Genomic DNA, 19,107 nt, shown 5'->3' on the forward strand with positions numbered 1-19,107 from the left:
TTGTATTTTGAGGTGAGCAATGACTCCCCTTTTTTATCCGTTTCCGTTTATATAAAAATCCGTATTCAGCTCTGGAATCTGATGGTATTAGTCAAAAACAATGACTTGACGAATGCCTTCACCCTTGGCTAAACGTTCAAAACCTTCATTGATGTCTTCCAATTTTATTCTATGCGTAATCAGCTTATCTACAGCCAATCGTCCTGTTTTATACAATTCGAGATAGGCTGGAATATCTCTTAAGGGAACACAGCTACCGAGATAACATCCCTTTAAACTCTTTTCTTGTCCGACTAAAGTCAGCGGATTTAAACTCAATCTAGCATCGGGATGCGGCAATGCTCCGGTTACGGTAGTTCCCCCTCTTTTGGTCGCATTAAAGGCATAATCCAATGCTGGCATGGCTCCGGCAAATTCCACCGATATATCAACACCACCAGCTGTTAGTTTTTGCAATTGCTCTAAGGCATCTGTATCGGCAGAGTTAATCACCTCTTGTGCTCCAAATTCCTTAGCCATCTCCAATTTATACGGACTGATGTCTGCCGCAATTACTTGTGAAGCACCAGCAGCTTTAGCTCCCAAAATTGCCGATAAGCCTACACCACCAAGTCCCACCACCAAAACCGAATCACCCATTTTTAACTGAGCCGTATTGACTACCGCTCCAACTCCTGTCATCACAGCGCATCCAAAAAGTGCGGCTATCTCAAATGGAATAGTCGGATCGATTTTAACCAACGAATGTATCGATGCAACGGCATATTCTGCAAATCCTGAAACACCTAAGTGGTGATATAGGTCTTGACCGTTTTGATGCAAGCGGTGATGCCCACCTAAAAGTGTCCCATCGCCATTTGCCTTTGCTCCCGGTTCACAAAGCGCTGTTCGTCCCGTTTGACAATAAATACAATGTCCACAGGATGGCAGAAATGCAAACACCACATGATCACCGACTTTAAAGTTCTTTACTTTAGGTCCTACTTCAACAATAACACCTGCAGCCTCATGCCCTAAAACCATCGGTAACGGACGCGGTCGATTTCCATCAATAACCGATAAATCGGAATGACACAAACCCGCCGCTTTTATTTGTACACATACCTCTTCTTCTCCAGCTGCGTCTAATTCTACTTCTTCTATGGTTAGGGGCTTGGATTGCGTATACGGTCTTTCCGCACCCATTTTTCTCAGTACTGCTGCTTTTATTTTCATTTATTTGGCGTCTTAATTATAAAATTCGGGTGCGTGTTTAAACGTTCCCCACTTCACCGGATCATGTCCTGTAACAACCATAGCATCATTTTGATCGGCTAGGAATCGCATTTTTGCGACAGAACGCACCGAATCAACAGCTGAGGCTAAGAAACCTGGCAATACTTTATCATCCCAATGTTCCGTTGTATAAGCCGCATCAATAGCTAATAAAATCGAACCTGAATTAGGCAAAGTCACTAGAAAACTCGAATGACCTGGCGAATGCCCCGGGGTGAATATAATCTTAAGTGTACCATCTCCATAAAAATCGTAGATATCGGTTTTCTGTCCGTCGAGAAACTGCCATTTTAGATTGGGCTTATTAAAGTCTTTCTTAATATACCCTCCTGCAGCAAACCAATCTGCCGTAAACGCGTATTCGTATTCAACGCGTTGAACAACATGAGTTGCGTTGGGAAAACGCCCTATGGCCCCTGTGTGATCCAAATGCAAATGGCTTTGAATCACATATTTTATACTTGCCGGATCAACTCCAAGCTTTTTAATTGCATTATAACAACCTTCCTCTTCCGTCATAACAGGCCAATACACCTGTGTGATACCTCCCCAATGTCCAACTGGATCTGTTGCGCATTCTACTGCATTTCCTCCATCGATGATGATATTCCCTTTTGGATGTATGATTAAATACCAAGGCACGGGAATTTCATAAGGATCGTTGGACGCATTCATTTTAATGTTGTTTTCCTTACATTTCAAAACTCCAGTCTGAAACATATACAAGCGAATTTCATCTGTCATAATAGTAGTTTTTTTGTGGTTTTTCAAAATTAAAGTCGAACGAATAACCTAGTTAAAAGTTCTTTTTAATGGAATAACAATTTAATGAGAAAAAACTAAAAAAACTAAAAAATCGCATTTCAAAAATGTTAATCCTTTCATAATTAAGAACTTTGAACGCGGCATTCATCTTCACAAACAGTATTGGAACACCATTCATTAATTAACTGTTGCAAATTTTCAGTACCAATTAATATATAGTCAGCTGTATTTTGAATTGACTGCTCGGCCCAATTGACCTACAATCCTTTTCATCTGTACTGAGGCTTGGTATCAAACAAAAATCCCGATTTGAGTTCAAATCGGGATTTTTGCCTTAGTTATAATTTCAGTAATATGATGTTATTTTCTTTTAGACACCGGAGGTAATTCCATATTTTTATAAGCTACAAATTTGGTTTTTTTAGTCCATTTATAACCAAACCAAATAATCAAAAAGATCGGTAATCCAACATAAGTTGCCACAACGCCAACCCAATCGATTTTATCGTTTAAAAAAGCTTGATAGTTTTGACCTAAAGTAATGACCAAACACACAAAAAAGGCAAAGAATGGTCCGAATGGAAACAGTTTTGCTCTATAGGGTAAGTCTGCAATATCTCGTCCTTGAGACACATATCCCCTTCTAAAACGGTAATGGCTAATCGCTATACCCAACCAAGCGATAAACCCGGTCATTCCCGAGGTATTTAATAACCACAAATAGATTTGTTGATTGGGAAATAAGGAGGTTAAAAAACACAATGCTGCCATTAAAGTCGTTGCTATTAAAGCATTTCTAGGTACGCCACCAGCGGTGATTTTTGAAAATATTTTTGGTGCTTTTCCTTCCCTAGCCAACGAGAAAAGCATTCTAGTAGATGCATACATACCCGAATTTCCAGCAGAAAGCACCGATGTTAAAATCACGGCGTTCATCACTGAGGCTACAGCCAGTAATCCGGCATTTTCGAAAATCAGCGTAAACGGACTAATACTGATGTTTCTAATGTCTTCGTTTAACAAACGCACATCGGTATAAGGAATAATACTTCCGATTATAATGATTGAGAAAACATAAAAAAGTAGAATTCTCCAAAATATTTGCTTGGTAGCCTTAGGTATATTTTTCTCTGGGTTTTCAGATTCTCCTGCGGCTATCCCGATAAGCTCTGTTCCCTGAAACGAAAAGCCAACGATCATAGCAACACCAATTAATGAAGCAAATCCACCGGAAAAAGGCGCGCCATTAGACGTCCAATTTTCTTTTACATGCCCAGCTCCTTCGAGTATGCCGACAATCATCAGCAACCCTATTCCTATAAATAAAACAACCGTAACGACTTTGATCAATGAAAACCAAAATTCCATCTCTCCAAAATTTTTCGTAGAGATTACGTTGATTGCAAAGAGTAAGGCCAAGAAAATCGCACTCCATATCCACGGGTCAATATCGGGTAGCCAATAACTCATAACCAATTGAGCGGCTACCAAGTCGACCGCAATGGTGATTGCCCAATTATACCAATAGTTCCATCCCAAGGCAAAGCCAAATCCCTCTTCGACATACTTCGCTCCATAGGTTGAAAACGACCCTGATGTTGGCATATAAGCCGCCAATTCACCCAAACTCGTCATCAGAAAATACACCATGACACCGATAAAAAGGTAGGACAATAACGCCCCACCGGGTCCTGCCTGGGCAATAGTAGCACCGGAAGCGACAAACAGCCCCGTACCAATCGAACCCCCAATCGCAATCATCGACAGGTGTCTTGCTTTTAAAACTCTTTTTAATCCTTGTGAATTTTCGTCTTGAACCATATTTATTTTGTTGTATTTAATGGTATTTGTCTTTTAAAACCATTTAATTAATCGATTTTTTTAATTTATAGTTCGCTCAAAAACAAACCCAATACTAGCAGTAGTGCGGGCACACTAATCCATAAAAAAGATTGAGTGGTTTTGGTTTCCCTCGCCTTAGACTTTAAATATAAAGTAGCAATCGCTAAAAACAAATTAAAAAAGACTAAAAATAGAATTACCGCCATTAAATAATACAAATAAGCTAAATCATATCCCCCTCCACCGATTGAGGCATTCGAACTATTCCATTGATCGCTAAAAAAAATTATAAAAATAACCAAGTTGGAACTCAAAAAAAGCAACAATAATTTTATAAAAGATTTCATATTCTATTTTTAATTATATCGTAAAATCAATGCCGATAAAAGTAAGTTAATAATCTCAAACTGCCCGTAAATTGGAGCTTTTTTCTTTATTTAAAATTAAATAAAGGAAAAAATAATGCAATTTGTATGGTATGTCCGATACTTTATAGTAGTTTTAAAACTTTTAATACAAAAACATCTGTATGGATTTTACCAACCCCTTAGTATATGGTACACCTTGTTTTTTAGCATTGATTTTACTGGAGCTCAGTTATAGCAAACACACCGAAAAGAAAGATTTATACCACTGGAAAGATTTGTTTTCCAGTTTATCCATAGGATTGGGATCTGCGATACTAGCAGCCTTACTCAAAACAGTAACCGCCATATTGGTTTTTACAACCGTTTACGAGCTTTTTAATCCAATAGTTGACGGTGTACGCACCAATATCATGGGATGGCAATCATTTAGTTATGCTTGGTATGTTTGGATACTGTGTCAGCTCGCAGACGATTTTAGTTACTATTGGTTTCACCGCCAAAATCATATGGTACGCTTTTTTTGGGCAGCACATATAGTACATCATTCTTCGGACAACTTTAACCTGGGTACTGCTGTACGTAACGGTTGGTTTACGCTGTTTTACAAACCCTTGTTTTATTTGTGGATACCAGCCATCGGTTTTCCACCAGAAATGCTGATGGTTTGCCTGGGAATTGAATCTCTCTGGCAATTTCAATTACACACCAAATACGTTCCAAAACTCGGTTTTTTAGAAAAAATCTTTAATACCCACACCATGCATCAAGTTCATCACTCTAAAAATCTGGAATATATGGACAAAAATCACGGTGGTTTTTTAAACTGTTTCGATAAGATGTTTGGAACTTGGAAGGAATTGGATGACAATATCGAGATAGAATTTGGCGTAACCACGCCTCCGGATTCGTACAACGTATGGAATATTCTAATGCACGAATACGTCAATATTTGGGAAGACACTAAAAAGTCGCCAAAATTTAAAGATAAGTTTATGTATGTCTTTGGTCCTCCAGGATGGAGTCACGACGGCAGTAGCAAAACAGTCAAACAGATTCGCAAAGAAATGCGAGAGCAAGCGATAGCTGTTACCGATAAAATATAAGAATAAAAAAATGCGATTCGGCTTGTTCGAATCGCATTTTTTTATTGGTTTTCTAGTGCGATTATTAATTGAACAACGAGCTACTATATCAAAGGAGTGCTCTCTTTATTTTCAGGTATTAACAACTTCCCCCATTCGTTTAAGTCCCACAGTACTTTAACCAAACCCTGACCCAATTCGGTCAAACTGTATTCAACTCTTGGAGGTAATTCGTTAAAACTCTCTTTGGTAATTAACCCCGTTTCCATCATCTCTTTGAGTTGCTGGTTCAGCACGCGCCGATCTACTTTAGCAATTCCACGTAGAAATTCACTCGGTCTTTTCTCGCCCAAATGCATTTGCCAGATGATTGGAATTTTCCACTTTCCACTGATTGCTTTTACCGCAAATTCCAACGGGCATTGTTTTTCTATAAGCTCGTAATCCTTAGTCTTCATAATAGTGACTTTTTTATCCCTTAGGGTTGTAATTATGCGGTATTGTGAGGAATTAATTAAGCGATTAAGTTTGCCAAAAATAACCTTTATTAATACTGCAAAAAGATGTCAAATTTAGCGAAACAAATAGAAATTCTAAACAAAGAATTATCCAAACAATTGCCTGACGAAATCAACGAGCTGTTTGCGCAATCCATCAAAGATTTAAAAGATCAAAAAATAGAAGAAAAAGCGATGACGGTTGGAATGAGTTTACCGCCATTTTCATTGATGAACAGTGAGAGCCAAAAGATCGATTCACAGCAACTACTGGGGCAGTACGATAAGGTGGTCTTATTTTTCTTTCGCGGATCTTGGTGTCCCTATTGCAACTTGGAATTGAGAGCCATTCAAGAACTCTTAGTAAATAATCAACTCGACCGCGTAGGAATACTGGCGATCAGCCCACAACTGACTACATACAGCAAACAATTAATCGCCGAAAACAACTTGGCGTTTGAACTGTTGTTCGATCAAAACAATGAATTGGCTAAAAAACTTGGAATTGCTTTTACCTTACAAGACTATGCACAAGTCGCATACAGCGGATTGGGGATCGACCTTTCCTCGTTTAATGGGAACAACAGTAATGAACTCCCTATACCAGCGGTTTTTGTAGTCGATAAAAACGCCATCATCACCTATTCCTTCGTTGATAGCAACTATACCAGCAGAATAGACATAGACCTTCTACTTAAACAACTCTAATGGAGTGACGATTGTGTTATTACAACAATGATCCGGTACCTTAAATTGAGATACCAAAGAGATGCTATGCCAAATCGATAAGTTTATCAAACTTCATATCTACAATATTACCATCCATAAACGATTGGTTGAAAAAAATGAAGAAGCATTTAGAAAAGATGGTTTAAAACAGTAAAAGATCAACACAGTCCCTTTATGTATGGAAACGCATCGTTATAAAAATGAAATCTCAATCATAGCATTTCTAAATCAATAATTCTATATGATCTTTTATAAATATCAAATTAGTACGGTTTCCCGTATTAGTTTGATAATAAACTTTAATATGTTCGCATCAATTTTACGAAAACTTTGTTTAATTGACTTTTTACAGGTAAAAGGATAGGGACTCTTGAATAAATTATGTTACACTACATTTTAAATGAAAACAATGACACCAAAAGAATTAAAAAATATAAGAGACGCTTTTGATTCGATATTAAGAGCAGATTATATAACACTCGACCAAATAAATGAGCTTGAAAATTTAGAGGATTACTATGTTGATTTTTTTGGAATTATGCAAAGCCTTTTACAAAAACAGGACAATTTTATTGCTGGTCGAAGAGGTACTGGCAAAACAACTAATTTATTAAGGGCATATTATGAATGCTTAAAAACAATTTCACCAAAACTTAAAGCTAAAAAGTCTGTTTTTGATCAAGAAAAAGTATTACCAATCTATATTGACTTAAGCACTTGTAATGATCTATTTGACAGTGAAGATAATTTACAATTAATAGAAGTACACTTTATAAGACAAATAATTGAATCACTAAAAAAACAATTGGAATTAATGTTTGATGACAATTTTTTAGTAGTCTTCAAAAAAGAAAATCCTGCTCTCGAAGATTTAGAGTTTATAGAAAAGGTACTTGTTGAAGGTATCTCCTTAAGAAATCAAACTACTACAACCATTTCAACAAAAATGACTCAAAATGAGCAAACTGAAATAAATCAAAAACTTAGTTTGATAAATGCAGAATTAGGAGGTAAAATAAGTACAGGCGCTTCTATTGAAACAGCTAATACATATAATCAGCTTAGAGGCATAAATGTACAAGATTTTCTAAATAAGGTAAATATTATAAAGAGAAAAGCAAAAATTGACAACATATACATCTTTATAGACGAATATTCTGATTTATCTACTAATTCACAACTTAAATTCTCAAATTTACTAAAAACTTTTTTGGGTTCTAGAATTGGAATGTTCTTTAAAGTAGGTGTGATTACTGATCGATATGATTTTGGTGACAAGATAATAATTGGTCGTGATATTTTTCCCGTTCCTTTAAATTTTAATGATTATGTTGATAGATATGGAGGTGCAATGGCAGCTATTAAGAAGATGCAAGAGTTTGTTGAAATTCTAATTACTAAACGTATTTCGATTTTTGGTAATGGTTTAAAAACTCAAGATGTATTTAAAGCGTCAATAGAGCAAATATTTTCTAGAATCACTAAAGAAGCAATTGGTGTACCTCGTACTATCGGTATCATACTACAACAAGCTTTTATACAAGCACAAACAAATTCATCAGATAATAAAATTGGCTTATCAGAAATAAATTATGGTATATCATCAGCTAGAAAGACATATCAACGTCAATTTGAAGGTAGTATAAAAAGGAAACTTATACCAGGATTTTATATGGATATGTGGAATGCAATAATAACTAAGGCGGTAAGTGAAAAAAATAAACATCCCGATAGACCCGCAAGTCACATTTTAATTGACCCAATAAGAAAAGATTATCTAAATATTTTGTGCGAAAACTTTCATTTACATTTCCTTTCAGAGAATATTGCATCTAAATATGGAGGAACTTACAATTTATACAGTATTGATTTTGACATTTGTAATGAGTTCAATATCAAATATGCAGATGAAAAAGATGAGTATACAGCAGTACGATTCGTTTATGACAATGTTGTTAAGGAATTTGATCCTTATTTTAGTAGAGGAAAATCTAAGAGCTATCGCTGCCCTAATTGTGGTAAAATTTATGAAGAAAGCGAAGTAGTAAAATCTAAAGTCAAAAGATGCTTCGAAGATGATGAGATTTTAGAGGAAATAATTCATATGGAAGCCCCGATAACAGAAGGCAATTATGCTGAAGTTGAAATAAAAATTTTAGGTCAAATCTCATCGTTATCCTTAGATGAAGCTATGAATGCAAGAGAAATTGCTGATGCTGTGGGTTGTACCTATCAAAAAGTTTCATTATGGGGCTCAAGAGTGTTAGCAAAAAAAGGCCTTATAAATATAGATCAACGTAAAAAAAATTATTATTATTCAATTGATTAAAAACAGTTGTTCATTAGGCAGTGCCAAAAATGGGGTTTATTGTTAAAAATTATAATTTTCACATATTTTTAATTCGATTTCTGATTAAATTTCAACATTTTGATCTTCGCCTTATCTCAGCATAATTATCACACAAACCAAAAATTGAAGAATATGTTTTAAGCAAAAACGACAAAAGTCCAATATGATTTATTTTGAATTTCGAAAATAATATTAACACTTCTTCTTTTAGAACAACAAATTTAATTAATGTTGCAAATATGTTTACTACAACTCCAAAGTAACTACTGCGGGGCTTTAAAAAAACCACAGAGTATCTACTATATTACTGCGGAGTGTGCTTATTCAAGAAAAAAGTTTACCCATGCTGGATTAAATAATATAAAGTCTTATTATTGGAAAATAAAAATGATCAGCCTCGCCATTAATATTATTGTCACCATCAAATCGATTGTGCTACATTGGATTTATAAATCCGGTATTAAACCGGATTTATTTTACATTAAATAAATTCCGCTTCAATCAAACTGGAATTCACCATCGCGCCCGCTAAGGAACCGGTAGCAACTGCTGAGGCAACAGATCGGTGCGACGAATTATCTCCACATGCATATAAATTGGGTACCGTGGTTTGACGTGACTCATCTACCTTTAAAAGGCCTTGGGGCGTGAATTCCGCACCTAAATGCAAAGGAATATCCGACTGTTGTTTGACCGGAGGTCGCATATAAACTACCGCTGTGCTGTGTGAGCTTCCATCCCTTAACCTTATTTCGCTAATCAAACCGTTTTGTTCTTCAAATCGCTCAATTTCAGTTTCTACAACCTTTATTTGGTTGCGTTCTAGCAATTGCGCCTCTTCGTAAGTCAAAGTACTAGGCCCATTCGTAAAAAGTGTGATTTTTTTTGACCAATTCGATATGAGTTTAACCAAGCCGACTCCTGTAGTGCCGTTACTAAAAACCCCAGTCTCTTGATTCTTAAACTCATATCCGTGACAATACGGGCAATGTATTGTCGAAATACCCCAGCTTTCTTTTACCCCCGGTATCTCTGCTAATAAATCCTCTAATCCCGTTGCCATAATTAATTTTTTGGTATGAAATACGTTTCCTGTTTGGGTTTGTAGTTTAAAACCGAAATCGATTATTGTAGCAGACTCAGCAATATCGTCTTTAAATTGAACCGTGTCGTATTTCAGCAATTGTGTCCTTGCTATTGAGGCCAATTCGGCGGGTGCAAAACCATCGCGTGTTAAAAAATTATGCGAATGGGGCGTTTGCCGATTACAAGGTCTATTGCTATCGATGATTAAAACCTTACGCAATGATCTTGCTAATGATAAAGCTGCGGACAGTCCGGAATAACTTCCACCAACAACGATTACCTCATATAAATTATTTTCTTGCATAATAAAAACTGTTATTGTTCAAAATGAGTGTTTTACAAAAACAAAAGCACATTACTTTTGAGAATATTTTTTTCCTATGAATAGGATTCCCTACTTTTGACAAATATACTATTTATTCCACTAATGCGACTTTGTCGCGTTACAATTTTTTTAAAATGAAGAAAAACACACGGAATACCAAAGCACAAACTTTGATTTTAGATTCTATTAAGACCAGTAAAAAGGCAGTTAGTCACGATTTTTTACAAGGTCAATTACAGCAAGAAATCGACCGTGCAACGATATACAGGGTGTTAAATCGATTTTCGAAGGATGGGATTGTACATAAAATAATTGGCGACGACGGTAAGCAATACTTTGCGTATTGCATCAATTGTTCCGAGAAAAAACACAAACATCAGCACTTTCACTTTCGCTGTTTGCGCTGCGACACTGTTGAATGTTTAGAACAAGAAATCAAAGTAAAACTTCCTCCCGGTTATACGGCAGATAACTTTAATGGTTTTATATCGGGATATTGTGCAAGCTGCACAACGGCTTTAGAAACAGCGTTAATTTAAAATTAGGGGTAATTGACTTTATATCGGTGACTCCAATACTTTCATATGTAGACCGATTCGATTTCCTTCAGAATCTTGAAATTCAGCCACGTATCCCCAAATTCCATTGGAGGTTTTGGGATATAAGATTTTGGCTCTTTGCTCCACAACCAGCTGAAGGCTGGCCTCGATATCGTCTGTATTAAAATAAATCAAGGTCCCATTTAAAGACGGGATATATATTTCTCCTTTTACTAAGGCTCCTGAAATACCTCTTAATTTATCGAAAAATGGAAAAATAGCCATCTCATTATGGTCGATATAATCAATTTCAAAATCGAAATCAAAAATGGCCTTATAAAAAGAAATGGCTCGATTGATATCCCTAACCGGAATCTCAAAATACACTACGGCATTGCAATTGGAACTCATTTCTTTACTATTTATTAAACACAAGATTATTTATTTAAAATATAAACGCTAACGTTCCCAAGATAAAGATTCAAAAGCCCCTTCGTCACTTGTTTTAATCGCAATAATCTGATAAGACAATTCACCGTTTAACACATAGTCAAAAGTCGCATAATACGGTGTGTGGTATTGACCATCGGGATATACACCTACTCGAATTAATTTTAGATGTTTTAACAACTGAAGCTTAAAATCGCTCGCTTGAGCATCTAACCCAAATTGACGGGCTAAAGCATCCAGTCCAAAGCGATTGCAATTGAAATCAATATAGGAATGTACCTGCCCATTATTGGAAAAATCATCTTCCAAGACCTCTCTATTTGCCGCTTCATACTTTTCCAAGTTAAACACAAAATTCTTTAGTTTACCCTGTTTCGACTCTTCAATTGTTTTTTTTCTAAAATTCAGTTCCAAACTATAAGGTTGACCATCGAATTCCATCATCACTTGATAATATACTTCTAAATCATCGCCTTTTATCACTCCGACATTTAATAGCTTAAACTCTCCCATCTACCTCTTTTTAAAAATCATTTTTTGTATTCTATTGAAAAAATGCTACTTAATTTTCTATTAAGATCCATTTTTATTAATTAAAATAATTAGATTTCATGAAATACAATATTCAAAAATAACAAATTTGTTAAACATTTTACATTATTTCAGATTAAATTTCAGTTATCATTCCTTACTACATATCAAAAATTCTAGCAAAAATCAACAAAAACAGCCAATTATCAATATATATTAACTACAAAAACCGAATAACCACCTTATTAATATTTAAATCTAAAAATAAAAACTACCCACAGATTTATTTAAGAAATAAAAGCACTAACCTATACTTCTCGATTGAATATTTAACCGACCTATATCTGATAAAAAAATAAATTACTCCTTAAAAAACAACATATGATGTACTTTTATACATATAAATAGACTGGTATATGCCTTATTACATCAAGAATTCATCCCTATTAAATAATGTTAAAAAATTAAGAACAGCTTGTGTTGAAAATAAAAAAACATAAATTACAGCTTAAAAAAAAAACCATGAAGTTTATTTATATCAGCATAGTATGCCTGCTTATGGTGAGTTGCCAATCGCCAAAACCTACCAAGCCTATCGTTAAAATGCTTGCATACGAGGAATTGGAAAAGACGATTAACCAACAAGACGATCTATTATATGTCGTTAATTTTTGGGCTACCTGGTGCAAACCTTGTATAGAGGAATTACCGGATTTTATGGCTATCAATGAAAAGTATAAAGACCACAAAAACTTTAAAATGGTATTGGTCAGTTTAGACCGTGCCAAAGATTTTGAAACGGTGATGAAGCCATTTTTAGTCACGCAAAACATCACAACAGATGTTTACCTACTCGATGACAATAAGCGTATGAATACATGGATACCGGCCTTCGACCCCAACTGGTCGGGAGCCATACCGGCGACATTTCTTTATAAAAACGGAAAAAAACTAGTATTTAAAGAGCAATCCCTATCCAAAGACGAACTTGAAGCATTAATAAAAACTCATTTGTAATATCCATTTAAATCCAATATTTAAACTCCTTTTATGCTCCTTTGAGCGATTTTTAAAACAATCAATAACAACGTAAATATGAAAAAAATTGTACTAATAGCCTTGGCTATTATCGGTTTAACAGCTTGTAAAAAGGCAGAAACCACAGCGGAAACAGCGGTTGCTCAAACCCCGACAGCGAATGTTAGTCCCACAGCAGACGAAACCGCCATCAGCGGTTACACCATTGGTTCAGAAGCTATGGATTTTTCGTTAAAAAATATCGATAACAAAATGGTGTCTCTAGCCAATTATCCCGATGCAAAAGGATATATCGTTATTTTCACTTGTAATCATTGCCCGTATTCGAAGGCCTACGAAAATCGCATCATCGCTTTAAACAAAAAGTTTGAAAAGATGGGATATCCCGTAATTGCTATAAACCCCAATGATCCTGCAGTACAACCACAGGACAGTTTTGAAAAAATGCAAGAACGCGCCAAAGAAAAGAGATTTAATTTTCCCTATCTAATCGATGAAGGTCAGAAAATCTACCCGGTTTATGGCGCAACCAAAACGCCGCATGTGTATATCTTAAACAAAGAAAACGGTAAAAACATCGTCAAATACATCGGAGCCATTGACAACAATTACGAAAATGAAAACGATGTTAGCGAGCGTTATGTCGAAGATGCTGTTAATGCATTATTAGCAGGAACGCCGATTAAAACCCAAAAAACCGTTGCAATTGGATGTACCATCAAAGTTAAATAGATTTCAAAATACCCTGATAACTGGAGCCATTCGCTCCAGTTATTTTTTTATATAAACTAGCATCCCACCCAAAATTAAAAAGCCATAAAAATCCCGTAGGGATGAAATAAAGAAATGATTGTAAAATGAAAAAAAAACAAAAGATCTTGATTATAACCAATCCCGTAGGGATGAAACAACTATAAAACATCCCGATTCCAAACAATCCCGTAGGGATGATACAATTTTAGAATGAAATAATTATAAAACATCCCGATTCCAAACAATCCCGTAGGGATGATACAATTTTAGAATGGAAATGATTATCGAATGATAATGGTTTTCAAATGAAATGGTTAAAAACAATACGATTTCAAACAATCCCGTAGGGATGAAACAATTATAAAATTAAAAAAAATCATACGAACATTTTCATAACAAAAACAATCCCGTAGGGATGAAACAATTTTAGAATGATACAATTATATAATGAAATAATTACAAAACATCCCGATTCCAAACAATCCCGTAGGGATGAAACAATTATAAAAAATCACACGAACATTTACATAACAAAAACAATCCCGTAGGGATGATACAATTTTAAAATGAAACAATTATATCTAAAACATAAAACAATGGCAAATACCTATTCCCGAATTTATATTCAATACGTCTTTGCAGTAAAAAGAAGACAAAAGCTTTTAAATAAACAATGGCGCGAAGAAGTCTTCAAATACATCGCGGGTATCATTAGCTCCAAAGGTCAGAAACCCATCATCATAAACGGTACTGAAGATCATGTGCACATTTTTGTAGGAATAAAACCTTCCATGTGTATTTCAGATTTAGTGAGAGATATTAAAAACAATTCTTCTAAATACATCAATGAACAAGGATGGTTAAATCAAAAATTTTATTGGCAAGAAGGTTATGGTGCGTTTTCTTACGCTCACTCGCAAATTGACAGCGTATATCAATATATATTAAATCAAGAAAAACATCATCGCAAAAAGACATTTGAAGAAGAATATATCGAATTTTTACAAAAATTCCAGGTTGAACATAACGACACCAATTTATTTGATGAAAAAACCTAATCACGATGTTGATCACAAATTTAATCCACGATGTTGATTACGATGTTAATGACGATGTTGATTACGTTAATCTATAATTATGTCAGCCCTACGGGCTTGTGTGGTGAAAATGAATAAATTTGGAACGATAATGCCTAATCCCATTGTGATGGTAATGATGCCGTTAATCATGGCGTTGATTGTGATGTTAATCGCGATGTTAATCTATAATCATGTCAGCCCTACGGGCTTGTGTGGTGAAAATGGATAAATTTGGAATGCTTTATTAGAATTACCGTATTAAATAAAATTTTATTTATTGTGATTTTTATTTTGTAATTCTTGGTATATCGATTTTATAAAATTATAATTTTGCCAAATTATATAAAATACTTATTTTTACTATAAAAATCATGAGATTACTTAGCTTATTTTTGTGCTTATTCAGCTTTATTAACCTGAGCTATGGGCAAGAGTCGGTTTATCTATTACAGCATAAAACCGAAAAATCACGTATCGATCAAAGGGCTTTCAAAAAATTGGAAGCGGATCAATTGAGATCTAAAAACCAAATTGTAGAAGCCTTTTCCAAACCTTTAAAAGGTAAAAACGACGTCTACTGCTTGATGGCTACCTATCAAGGGAATTCGTTTGATGGAACAATTAAAACGTTTCACGACTATATGGTTCTCGAAGTAGATCCAAAAACACAACTGATCAAAGACGGTTATCAATACACTTTAGAATGGACCGATTCACCTTTTGTGGATTTGTACCGCATCCGTAACAAAAATATCGTGCTACAGGACGGTGTGACTATCGATCAACTCGATTTTCGTTGTTTATCATTAAAACCTTCTGATTTACGCTATTTGCTTAAAGATGCGGGTCGAATAGAACTAAAATAATCTCAAACCATACTTACAAGTTCGCTATTTAACTCCCCAACGAGCTTTAATATCCTCGTTAATATAAAAGGACGCAAGTTTTAGCAGTCTGCAAAGCTCACACCGTAGCAATTGACATTTTATAGCAAAACTGCATCGAAATTGCACCGTCGTACCGCCAAAAATTCATCGAGACCAGAACAATCAACAGCGGTAAAAATCAAGGGATATGACAACGACAGGCTTGGGATTAAGGTTGTTTTTTAAACTTTTTCCCTTTGTAAACCCGTTTACCCGACAATGCATTTCCATCTTCTCTTTTGAGATTCAAAAATATTAGCGACGACAAAATCGTCATGATTCCCATCACTAAAAAGGTATATCGGAATACAGTGATATCCTGACTGTGGTCCAACCACTCGCTATTTTTAAACAAGACTAAAATCATCGCGGCTATCGAGATCCCCAAACTCAACGACAATTGCTGCGTAACCGACAGCAAACTATTCCCTTCACTCGAGGTCTCTTTGTCCAAATCAGCTAGCGAGATGGTGTTTAAAGATGTAAATTGAATGGCACTGATACAACCGTGTGCCATCAACATCGGTATCAGTATATATAAAGGGGTATTTTGTTGTAAAAAGAAAAAAACCGCTATCAGTACCCCTAAAATCGCTGTGTTATACATTAAAGTCATCTTATACCCATATCGCCTTACGATCGGCACTACAAAAGAACGTGCCGTAAGATTCGATAAGGCTGAAGGAATCATCATAATACCCGCATAAAACGCAGAATAACCATACCCCACTTGAAGCATTAAAGGAATCATCAGCGGCATACCACCAATCCCAAATCGAGTAACCAGATTAGCTATTAATCCAACCCTTAGAGTTCTAATCTTAAAGAGGTTTAAATTGATTAATGGGTTGTCAACCCGTTTAGCATGGTAGATATATAAACTGATTAAGACAACAGAAATCGCAAACAGTACCCCCAAATGCCATAATTTGACAGCGTCCGAATTCCAACGTTCAATAATCAAAGTCAAGGTTGTCAATCCACCACTAAAGCATATCCATCCCCAAATATCAAATCGCTTCACCGGGTTTTTAAAATCGGGTATGGCAAAACTCGCCATCCATATAGCAAAAATTCCAAACGGTATATTGACCAAAAAAATCCAGTGCCACGATAGGGTTTCTACCAAAAAACCACCAACCGTAGGCCCTAACATCGGACCAATCAGAGCGGGAATCGTAATGAAATTAATCACTTTTAACAACTGATCTTTTGGATAGGCATAAATCAACGTCAATCGCGCCACAGGCACCATCATCGATCCGCCAACCGCCTGAACTATTCGCGACATCACCAATTGATCTAAGGTAATGGACAAACTACAACACAAGGACCCCAAGGCAAAAATGCCGACTGCCGTCATAAAGATCTTTTTGGTTCCATATTTATCGGCCAACCAACCGCTCAATGGAATCAGTAAAGCCACAGTCAAGGTGTAAGCAACGATAACCGATTGCAATTTTAAAGGCGATTCGTTTAGGTTTTTCGCAATCGATGGTAAGGCGGTATTTAAAATAGTCGCATCTAAAGCTTGCATAAAAATAGCCATGGCTCCAAGCCATGGCAAATATTTTTGGGTCGTTGCATTTACCAATGATTCTGAACTCATCTTATCTGTTTGTCGTGTTAATTAACTGGAGAAAGAAAATCTGACTTTCACAAATTTACAATTTTAAACACGCTTATCCGTTGAAATTCCCCTTAAAAATTCCCCAAAATAAGTTTATATTCCCTGTCTATGAAAGGCTATAACCGTGGACTGCTGGGAGTATCCGTCTCTGATAAGTCTTAAAAGTACTACAATTGGTCTTTTAATTTTTTTTCTTAGGGTAGGATATTATTCTTATTTGGTTTAAATTAGCGCATTATAATTTCTATCTTTTTTACAAGTGAAATAAGGTAGAAAAACATTGAAGTTTATTAATAAATACACATATTATGAGTAATAATCATGGTAATCCAGCAGAATTAGACCACAGCAAAGTACAACCAAAAGCACCTAAAGTTCAAGAGTTGATCGAAAGTTCAAAATCGTTGATTTTAGCAACCGTCGACACAGAGGGTATTCCAAACTCTAGTTATGCTCCGTTTGTAAATTTAGACGGAAGTTTTCAGATTTTAGTTTCTTATATGGCACGCCATACCAAAAACTTAAGAGACGGTAAGAAAGTTTCTTTTATGTTTATCGATGATGAGTCTGCATCTCGTCAGATTTATGCACGTAATCGTCTAACTATTGATAGTGAAGCTGTTTTGGTAGAAAAAGGCGGTGATTTGTGGAACAGAGCTTTAGAAGCTTTAAAAACAAGACACGGAAAAGTGGTTGATGTTATTTCTGAAATGGACGACTTTATCATGTTTGATTTAAAACCGATCAAAGGCGCTTATGTAAACGGATTTGGAAGTGCTTATTTCGTAAATGCAGACTTAGAAGTCCAAGATCATAGAACCGGTAATCACGGTGCTCACAACGTAGATTCAGAGCAAAACTAACCGCTATTACAGCGTATATATAAGGCGAAACACCTCAAGTGTTTCGCCTTTTTTATAGCTTTTAATCAAAACTCCTCGTATGATTCCTATGCGGTTTGTACGCCAAAAATATAACCGACTAATGCCGATACTATCATGGCTACCGTCCCCCAAAGGCAGATGCGCAGGATTGATTTCCCCTTGTTAAAACCACCAGCTCTCGCAGCCAAACTGCCCGACAGTGCTAAAAACACTATGGCAAAAGCATATTGGTAATACAACATATAAGGCATGGGTGCCACTATAGCCACCACTAAAGGCAATATACCTCCTGCGATAAACGCCACCGCAGATGATATAGCAGCCTGGAAGGGTTTTGCCTGGGTGAGCTCACTAATTCCCAATTCATCGTGTGCATGCGCTTTTAAGGCATTGTATTCGGTTAATTGTACCGCTACCTCCCGAGCCAAGTCCGACGAGAGTCCCTTAGCTTTATAGATTTGCGTTAACTCCTCCAACTCCGCCTCTGGCCACTCATTCAATTCTATCTGTTCTCGTATTAAATCGGCTTTTTCAATATCACTCTGTGAACTGACCGATACGTATTCCCCCGCCGCCATCGACAGCGCACCGGCAACTATACCCGCAACTGCTGCCAGTACCACCGGGTCTCTCGTGTCACTTGCCGCAGCTATACCAATCACCAAACTCGTGGTCGATATAATGCCGTCGTTAGCTCCCAAAACAGCCGCTCGAAGCCAACCACTTCTCGTTATATAATGCATTTCCCGTTTAGTCTCCATATTTATCCCTATTTAAAAATACCATACTAAAGTTAAAGAATAATTTGCAGCAACAGCGCATTATTATGCTTTTCGATTCCACTCAACAGCTACATCTTAGAATTTCCATTCTATTTATGGATTAAATAAAAAATTATAAAACACTATTATACAGTTATTTAATATAAAAAATACACGAATAAAAATAAATATTAAAA

At 35.9% G+C, this 19,107-nt stretch carries 20 protein-coding genes; 10 read left to right on the forward strand and 10 right to left on the reverse strand.

What is annotated here, in order from left to right; all coding sequences use genetic code 11:
* Positions 1–87 precede the first annotated feature (87 nt).
* From KO524_RS08205 to KO524_RS08220, 4 genes are all read right to left on the reverse strand, one after another.
* Complete coding sequence (locus tag KO524_RS08205) at positions 88–1,215, reverse strand: zinc-dependent alcohol dehydrogenase family protein (RefSeq protein WP_219292824.1); 1,128 nt, start codon at positions 1,213–1,215, stop codon at positions 88–90.
* Between the two features lie 12 nt (positions 1,216–1,227).
* Positions 1,228–2,019: an N-acyl homoserine lactonase AttM gene (attM, locus tag KO524_RS08210; protein ID WP_255555199.1), complete on the reverse strand. Its 792-nt coding sequence runs from the start codon at positions 2,017–2,019 to the stop codon at positions 1,228–1,230.
* Between the two features lie 381 nt (positions 2,020–2,400).
* A complete protein-coding gene (locus KO524_RS08215; RefSeq protein ID WP_219292826.1) occupies positions 2,401–3,861 on the reverse strand; it encodes an amino acid permease in 1,461 nt (486 codons plus the stop codon).
* 65 nt (positions 3,862–3,926) lie between these two features.
* Entirely contained in the window at positions 3,927–4,229 is a 303-nt protein-coding gene (locus KO524_RS08220; protein WP_219292828.1) for a hypothetical protein, read from the reverse strand.
* 182 nt (positions 4,230–4,411) lie between these two features.
* On the opposite strand from KO524_RS08220, the gene KO524_RS08225 reads away from it, so the two are divergent.
* The gene (locus tag KO524_RS08225; protein ID WP_219292830.1) at positions 4,412–5,353 is read left to right on the forward strand and encodes a sterol desaturase family protein; all 942 of its coding nucleotides are present in this window, start codon (positions 4,412–4,414) and stop codon (positions 5,351–5,353) included.
* A gap of 83 nt (positions 5,354–5,436) precedes the next feature.
* Here KO524_RS08225 and KO524_RS08230 read toward each other — a convergent pair whose 3' ends face one another.
* On the reverse strand, positions 5,437–5,790 hold the full coding sequence (locus KO524_RS08230; protein ID WP_219292832.1) for a helix-turn-helix domain-containing protein: 354 nt from the start codon (positions 5,788–5,790) through the stop codon (positions 5,437–5,439).
* A gap of 105 nt (positions 5,791–5,895) precedes the next feature.
* Here KO524_RS08230 and KO524_RS08235 point away from each other — a divergent pair, with 105 nt between their 5' ends.
* The gene (locus KO524_RS08235) at positions 5,896–6,537 is read left to right on the forward strand and encodes a peroxiredoxin-like family protein (RefSeq protein WP_219292834.1); all 642 of its coding nucleotides are present in this window, start codon (positions 5,896–5,898) and stop codon (positions 6,535–6,537) included.
* 421 nt (positions 6,538–6,958) lie between these two features.
* Positions 6,959–8,887 (forward strand): hypothetical protein, encoded by a 1,929-nt coding sequence (locus KO524_RS08240; RefSeq protein ID WP_219292835.1) that lies wholly within the window; start codon positions 6,959–6,961, stop codon positions 8,885–8,887.
* A gap of 502 nt (positions 8,888–9,389) precedes the next feature.
* Here the strand turns inward: KO524_RS08240 and KO524_RS08245 are convergent.
* Positions 9,390–10,298: an NAD(P)/FAD-dependent oxidoreductase gene (locus tag KO524_RS08245; RefSeq protein WP_219292837.1), complete on the reverse strand. Its 909-nt coding sequence runs from the start codon at positions 10,296–10,298 to the stop codon at positions 9,390–9,392.
* Between the two features lie 155 nt (positions 10,299–10,453).
* Here KO524_RS08245 and KO524_RS08250 point away from each other — a divergent pair, with 155 nt between their 5' ends.
* The gene (locus tag KO524_RS08250; RefSeq protein ID WP_219292839.1) at positions 10,454–10,858 is read left to right on the forward strand and encodes a Fur family transcriptional regulator; all 405 of its coding nucleotides are present in this window, start codon (positions 10,454–10,456) and stop codon (positions 10,856–10,858) included.
* A gap of 18 nt (positions 10,859–10,876) precedes the next feature.
* Here KO524_RS08250 and KO524_RS08255 read toward each other — a convergent pair whose 3' ends face one another.
* Entirely contained in the window at positions 10,877–11,269 is a 393-nt protein-coding gene (locus tag KO524_RS08255; protein ID WP_219292841.1) for a VOC family protein, read from the reverse strand.
* A 48-nt stretch (positions 11,270–11,317) separates the two neighbouring features.
* On the reverse strand, positions 11,318–11,821 hold the full coding sequence (locus KO524_RS08260; protein ID WP_219292843.1) for a DUF2004 domain-containing protein: 504 nt from the start codon (positions 11,819–11,821) through the stop codon (positions 11,318–11,320).
* 540 nt (positions 11,822–12,361) lie between these two features.
* Between KO524_RS08260 and KO524_RS08265 the strand changes: the two genes are divergently transcribed.
* From KO524_RS08265 to KO524_RS08285, 5 genes are all read left to right on the forward strand, one after another.
* On the forward strand, positions 12,362–12,856 hold the full coding sequence (locus KO524_RS08265) for a TlpA family protein disulfide reductase (RefSeq protein WP_219292845.1): 495 nt from the start codon (positions 12,362–12,364) through the stop codon (positions 12,854–12,856).
* A 78-nt stretch (positions 12,857–12,934) separates the two neighbouring features.
* Positions 12,935–13,609 (forward strand): thioredoxin family protein, encoded by a 675-nt coding sequence (locus KO524_RS08270; RefSeq protein WP_219292847.1) that lies wholly within the window; start codon positions 12,935–12,937, stop codon positions 13,607–13,609.
* A gap of 617 nt (positions 13,610–14,226) precedes the next feature.
* Entirely contained in the window at positions 14,227–14,688 is a 462-nt protein-coding gene (tnpA, locus tag KO524_RS08275) for an IS200/IS605 family transposase (RefSeq protein ID WP_219292849.1), read from the forward strand.
* Between the two features lie 79 nt (positions 14,689–14,767).
* Positions 14,768–14,938, forward strand: a complete 171-nt coding sequence (locus tag KO524_RS08280; protein WP_219292851.1) for a hypothetical protein — start codon at positions 14,768–14,770, stop codon at positions 14,936–14,938.
* A gap of 142 nt (positions 14,939–15,080) precedes the next feature.
* On the forward strand, positions 15,081–15,575 hold the full coding sequence (locus KO524_RS08285; protein WP_219292853.1) for a hypothetical protein: 495 nt from the start codon (positions 15,081–15,083) through the stop codon (positions 15,573–15,575).
* 229 nt (positions 15,576–15,804) lie between these two features.
* Here the strand turns inward: KO524_RS08285 and mdtD are convergent, their stop codons facing one another.
* The gene (gene mdtD / locus KO524_RS08290) at positions 15,805–17,244 is read right to left on the reverse strand and encodes a multidrug transporter subunit MdtD (protein WP_219292855.1); all 1,440 of its coding nucleotides are present in this window, start codon (positions 17,242–17,244) and stop codon (positions 15,805–15,807) included.
* Between the two features lie 329 nt (positions 17,245–17,573).
* Between mdtD and KO524_RS08295 the strand changes: the two genes are divergently transcribed.
* Positions 17,574–18,128 carry a pyridoxamine 5'-phosphate oxidase family protein gene (locus KO524_RS08295; protein WP_219292857.1) on the forward strand — a complete coding sequence of 185 codons (555 nt, stop codon included), beginning with the start codon at positions 17,574–17,576 and terminating at the stop codon, positions 18,126–18,128.
* An 86-nt stretch (positions 18,129–18,214) separates the two neighbouring features.
* Here KO524_RS08295 and KO524_RS08300 read toward each other — a convergent pair whose 3' ends face one another.
* Complete coding sequence (locus KO524_RS08300; protein WP_219292859.1) at positions 18,215–18,910, reverse strand: VIT family protein; 696 nt, start codon at positions 18,908–18,910, stop codon at positions 18,215–18,217.
* Between the last annotated feature and the right edge of the window lie 197 nt (positions 18,911–19,107).

The organism is Flavobacterium sp. NKUCC04_CG, from assembly GCF_019345525.1.
GTDB lineage: Bacteria > Bacteroidota > Bacteroidia > Flavobacteriales > Flavobacteriaceae > Flavobacterium.

Coding starts and splice junctions, on each gene's coding strand:
- KO524_RS08205 (WP_219292824.1), bottom strand. CDS start 1,215: ATGAAAATAAAAGCAGCAGTACTGAGAAAAATGGGTGCGGAAAGACCG.
- attM (WP_255555199.1), bottom strand. CDS start 2,019: ATGACAGATGAAATTCGCTTGTATATGTTTCAGACTGGAGTTTTGAAA.
- KO524_RS08215 (WP_219292826.1), bottom strand. CDS start 3,861: ATGGTTCAAGACGAAAATTCACAAGGATTAAAAAGAGTTTTAAAAGCA.
- KO524_RS08220 (WP_219292828.1), bottom strand. CDS start 4,229: ATGAAATCTTTTATAAAATTATTGTTGCTTTTTTTGAGTTCCAACTTG.
- KO524_RS08225 (WP_219292830.1), top strand. CDS start 4,412: ATGGATTTTACCAACCCCTTAGTATATGGTACACCTTGTTTTTTAGCA.
- KO524_RS08230 (WP_219292832.1), bottom strand. CDS start 5,790: ATGAAGACTAAGGATTACGAGCTTATAGAAAAACAATGCCCGTTGGAA.
- KO524_RS08235 (WP_219292834.1), top strand. CDS start 5,896: ATGTCAAATTTAGCGAAACAAATAGAAATTCTAAACAAAGAATTATCC.
- KO524_RS08240 (WP_219292835.1), top strand. CDS start 6,959: ATGAAAACAATGACACCAAAAGAATTAAAAAATATAAGAGACGCTTTT.
- KO524_RS08245 (WP_219292837.1), bottom strand. CDS start 10,298: ATGCAAGAAAATAATTTATATGAGGTAATCGTTGTTGGTGGAAGTTAT.
- KO524_RS08250 (WP_219292839.1), top strand. CDS start 10,454: ATGAAGAAAAACACACGGAATACCAAAGCACAAACTTTGATTTTAGAT.
- KO524_RS08255 (WP_219292841.1), bottom strand. CDS start 11,269: ATGAGTTCCAATTGCAATGCCGTAGTGTATTTTGAGATTCCGGTTAGG.
- KO524_RS08260 (WP_219292843.1), bottom strand. CDS start 11,821: ATGGGAGAGTTTAAGCTATTAAATGTCGGAGTGATAAAAGGCGATGAT.
- KO524_RS08265 (WP_219292845.1), top strand. CDS start 12,362: ATGAAGTTTATTTATATCAGCATAGTATGCCTGCTTATGGTGAGTTGC.
- KO524_RS08270 (WP_219292847.1), top strand. CDS start 12,935: ATGAAAAAAATTGTACTAATAGCCTTGGCTATTATCGGTTTAACAGCT.
- tnpA (WP_219292849.1), top strand. CDS start 14,227: ATGGCAAATACCTATTCCCGAATTTATATTCAATACGTCTTTGCAGTA.
- KO524_RS08280 (WP_219292851.1), top strand. CDS start 14,768: ATGTCAGCCCTACGGGCTTGTGTGGTGAAAATGAATAAATTTGGAACG.
- KO524_RS08285 (WP_219292853.1), top strand. CDS start 15,081: ATGAGATTACTTAGCTTATTTTTGTGCTTATTCAGCTTTATTAACCTG.
- mdtD (WP_219292855.1), bottom strand. CDS start 17,244: ATGAGTTCAGAATCATTGGTAAATGCAACGACCCAAAAATATTTGCCA.
- KO524_RS08295 (WP_219292857.1), top strand. CDS start 17,574: ATGAGTAATAATCATGGTAATCCAGCAGAATTAGACCACAGCAAAGTA.
- KO524_RS08300 (WP_219292859.1), bottom strand. CDS start 18,910: ATGGAGACTAAACGGGAAATGCATTATATAACGAGAAGTGGTTGGCTT.